The organism is Pseudomonas nicosulfuronedens (assembly GCF_005877905.1).
Classification (GTDB): domain Bacteria; phylum Pseudomonadota; class Gammaproteobacteria; order Pseudomonadales; family Pseudomonadaceae; genus Pseudomonas; species Pseudomonas nicosulfuronedens.
On the sequence record NZ_SWDV01000086.1, the window covers coordinates 1 to 4,220 of the forward strand.

Here is a 4,220-nt window from a genome sequence, read left to right on the forward strand (position 1 = left end):
CGCGAGCAGGCTTGGTCGAATTGCTTTTGCGCATCGATAAGACCCTGTGACGTGCCTCCGGCATTATCCACAATCCACTTCAGTATTCGTTCGATGGCTTGCTGCTGGAACAGGTGGGACTGCTCCTGGGTGAAGGGTTCTTTACGCTCGCGTGTCCCTTGCGGAGTATTCGTCTGCTCCGTGACCTCAAAGCTCTTGGGCGTCGAGAGCAACGTCATCAACAAGGGCCCCAGTCCTTCCGGAATGCACTCCACCACCCAACGCCTGAGCTCATCCTGGTTTTCATAATTAAGAATCGCGTGCGCAATGGGCCCGCCCTTGCCGCCCGAGGTAATGGCTTCGTACAGCGACATCACCGCATCGGCGATCCTCAGTCCTGTATCGAGTTGCTCGTTGCCGTGGTTGAGCAGGTAGAGCATGCCGACATCGATGCCCAGGGCGCCGGCGAGGTTGAGCCGGGCGAGCAGTTGCATGGCGTCGTCGGTTACCCATTCCATGCGTTTCTGCTGATTGTTATGCAGTTCGCGACGCACCAGGTTGAGCAGGTCGGTGATAGCTTCATAGCCCACAGCGAAGGAGAGGCTGCCCTGTATGCCGGGGCCGGCGATCACCGCGGCCTTAAGGCGGAGGATGAGGCAGCCCTTGCTGACGGAGAGGCCGATGTCGCCTTTGAGGCCAATGCCAATGGCCGCACCCAGCCCGCCTTCCAGCCGGGCCACGCTGAGCCACTCGCTGTCGGGGGTGGCCTGACCGGGCATGGCGGGGATTTGCTTGAGTGAGACCAGGGTTTTGGGCGGTGCCCAGTTGAGGGCTCCGGTGGCGAGGATGCCGGCCTGTACGCCGGCGAAGAGGTTGAAGCCGGCTTTGGCGCCATCTTCGATCTTGACCTTGCTGCCGAGCCCGGTGGTCTTGGGTTCGCTGCTGGCATTGGCGGCGATACTGGCGGTGCCTGGCTTGCGGGTGGCCGGTTGGATGGGGTCCAGGCTGGCGCCATAGCCGGAGTTGCCGACTCCGACTTTCAAGGCACCGGAAAGCAGCGCGGCGGCGCCGGCAAATCCCCAGGCGCGCATGGAAAGATGCAAGGAAAATTTGCCGATGTTCATGGAGCGTGGAGTAGGGTCGCCGTCGAGCCGGTAGGGAACCGGTAGCTCTTGCGCCTGGCTGCGTTCTGGCAGGTCGAACTTGAAGATTTCCACCTCGCCGCGTGCGAGGTTGATGTCCAGGCTCAGTTCGCCGCTGAGCGAAAACAGGGCTTTCTTGACCACCGCACCGGTTTGCAGGTCTTTTTGCGGGGGGGTGAGTAAGCGGACCAGTGCTGCCGACGGGCTATTGTCGAACAACCTCAGACCTTGCTGCGCGTCCTTCTTGAAGAGCATTTGCCGCAGTTGCTTGCTCCAGTCTTCACGGGCCTTGGTAGTGCTGAGGGTCTTAACCTGGTAGTGCTGGGCTTGCAGGTAGTGGTGGAAGGCATCGCCATCGAACCAGCCTTCCTTGTCGAACCAGTCGCCCTGGGCGGGGATCCGGAGGGCGCCGTTCTCGATCAGCCAATCGTGAAAGTCGCTGGCGGCATGATCCTTGGCGGCCTTGCCGTTGCTGTTGCCGGGGAGTTTTTTCAGCCCTTTGAGCATGTCGAGGCTGATGTGGTGCATGGGCGTTTCGAGGCTGAAGGGCCAACTGAGTTCGCGCAGCGGGAAGTCGGTCTTGACCAGTCGGTCCAGTGGTTTTGGCACGAAGCTTTCGGGATTCCAGAGCAGGTGGCGACGTACCTTGTCGCGAGCGACCTGCTCGATGGCCACCTGGTGGAGCTCGTCCATCCGGACTTGTAATTGGTCCCACTGCTCGCGCTCCTGGTCGAGCAGGCCGGCTGGGGGCGGCACGTTCTGGGCACTGGCGGCGACCCAGCGTTGGTACTTGCTGCGTAACTCCGACTCGACTTTGCGCTGTGCATCCAGTGTCGCGATGTACTGATGGAAGCGGGCAATGCCGCTGGCGACCTCCCCTTGGGTATCGATGAGGGCGAACTCCGGCACGGCCAAGCCATAGTTGGCGACCTGGGAGATCAGGCCGATGTAGTTGAACAGGCTCTTGCGCCCATCCATCCAGAGCAGCACGCCGATGAGTTCTCCTCGGCACTCCCGGTATTCGCCGATGCATTGAGTGGCTTCTTCGTAACGGGTCTTGAATTCGTGCAACACTTCGCCCATTTGGCCCAGCGCTTTGGCCAACGTGCCGTATTGGCTGATTACCTTGGCGCGCGCTTCGTTGTAGGCCTGCACTGCCTTACGCGCAGCTTCGGCTTCGGCGGTGAAGAACAGCCCGTCGCGGTAGGTGTAGCCCTGGCTCTGGGCCTTGAAGATGGCCAGTTTACGTAGCTGATCCCACTCTTCGAGCTCCGCACGGCGCCGGGTGTAGAAGGAGGAGGCCTGGTTGCGTGGATCGGTGAATAGCGCGGCGTACTCAGACTTGAATGTTTCCAACAGTCGGGGCTCTTTTTCCTCGAACCACTCCATCCGAGTCTTCTGCTCACCGACAAGAAACTGGCTCAAGCGCGGGTCAAGGAAATATTCCAGCAAGCCACTGTCGTCCAGCCCCTTCTGACGCTCGTCCAGGGGTTTGTCCGGGCTCATGAGGGCACTGAGCTCACGGGATTTCTGGCGAATCGCATTGGCCGCCGCTGCGGGTAACAACCAGAAAGCCGATTTGTCATCGTTGGTGTTGGAAGTCGGGTCTTCGCTGGGGGCGTAGACAATGTCGTCGAAGACTGGTGAGCAGAGCATGCGAGGGTTGCCGAAGTGCTCGCCTGATGCAGGCTGACAGGCGCTGCCGGATTTTGGGGGAAGTTGCAGGACTGTAACTGCGTCGCTGGTGGGTTGCTTTGCGGATGGCGCGGGAGATTGGGTGCTCATGGATGCCGGAGTCCTTTCAAGGGCGTAGCGCTTGCAATTGCAGGTAATGGTTAAAGGCTGCGTTTGGCTCTTCGAGAATGCTCAAAACATTCGCACGCTCGACTAGCGGCCCGCCCAGGCACAGCCTGGCCAGGTTGAGCAGCCAATCGGCCTCGATGATGTCGTGCTCGGTGAGGAATTCGAGGTTGCTCAGCAGCGCGGGCAATTGCGCCGGTGAGGGTTGGCCGAACGTTTCGAAGTACTGGTCGAGCCAGTAAAGCCAGCGCAGGGTGCGGTGGATGGCGGCGGTCTCGGGAGGCTGTCGGTACGGAGGAACGAGTGGATCGCCAGCGGCCGGGGCATCCCAGCGCAACCAGGGGCCACGTGGGTTACCGATGTGTTTCGGGGCGGGGCTGTAGACGCGGCGCCAGGGGCCGAATAGGCCGGGCTGGGCGGTGAGCGCGAGGGCGGCCCATTTCGCCGGGCGGTAGTAGGCGGAGAGGCTCAGGCCCGCACCTTCGCGCAGGTAGAGCAGGTCACGGGCGTGCAGTTGGGCGGCGATGGGGTCTTCAGCCTCCAGGGCGATGCCGTTGGCGTATTTGCTGGCACGGTACAACGCCCCACGGGACAGCGTGGAGTGCGGTGGAAACTGGCACCAGAGCGGGCCATGGCTGGCCATGTGCAGGTTGCCGGTGCCGGCGAACAGGGGCAGCGCGGTATAGGGCAGCCCCAGGCTGCTGGCCCGCAACGAGCCCGTCAGTTCCGGGTTCTGACTCTGATCGAAGATGAACAGCTGGGTGGTCTCGCCGGGGTCGCTGTCGGCTCGCTCCAGTCGGGCGAGGAAGGCTTTCAACCCCGCAGGCATGGGCAGTCCTCCCGCGTGCAGACGCCATTGGCTTGCTTGCCGCATACCGGGCCCTCCAGGCGTTGTGGTATCGGGGGCGGTGCGGCAAGGGCCTCGGCTTCGGCGCCGGGGAGCCTCGGCAATTCCGGTGCGAGGCCCGCCGGCCCGCGCATGTCAAAGTGCGAGGCCTTGATGGTGAAGTCGCCTTTGGTCCCTAGTTCGATGCTGTGCGGGTCGAGGGTGATGTAGGTGCCGCCGGCGTTGAGGATGATCTTGCGTTTGGCGGTGATGCGGATTTCGTCTTCGGTGCTGACAATGTCCAGCCCGTGTCGGGCAAGCAGTGCCAGGCCGTCGTTCTGCGCCTGGATCGTTACCGGGCCCTGGTTGGCGAAGAGCTTCATGCCCAGTTTCCTGGCGAACAGGCTGATGCCTTCGCCGACGGCGGTGGTGAAGCGCTTGGCGACGCTGATGTCCATGTTGGCGCCGGCGGT

Annotated in this window: 3 protein-coding genes; all 3 read right to left on the bottom strand. The window is 62.3% G+C overall.

Annotation, left to right across the window (positions count from 1 at the left end; translation table 11 throughout):
* The coding region (locus FAS41_RS30305) for a hypothetical protein (protein ID WP_138526959.1) at nucleotides 1-2,906 on the bottom strand (2,906 nt) is incomplete at its 3' end.
* 16 nt (nucleotides 2,907-2,922) lie between these two features.
* Nucleotides 2,923-3,750: a hypothetical protein gene (locus FAS41_RS30310; protein WP_138526960.1), complete on the bottom strand. Its 828-nt coding sequence runs from the start codon at nucleotides 3,748-3,750 to the stop codon at nucleotides 2,923-2,925.
* Nucleotides 3,735-4,220 (bottom strand): DUF2345 domain-containing protein (locus FAS41_RS30315; RefSeq protein WP_138526961.1); only part of this gene is annotated, 486 nt, incomplete at its 5' end. The genes FAS41_RS30315 and FAS41_RS30310, both read right to left, overlap by 16 nt.

What these genes read in the sequence shown, in the direction of transcription:
- FAS41_RS30310 (WP_138526960.1), bottom strand. Translation starts at nt 3,750, where the DNA reads ATGCCTGCGGGGTTGAAAGCCTTCCTCGCCCGACTGGAGCGAGCCGAC.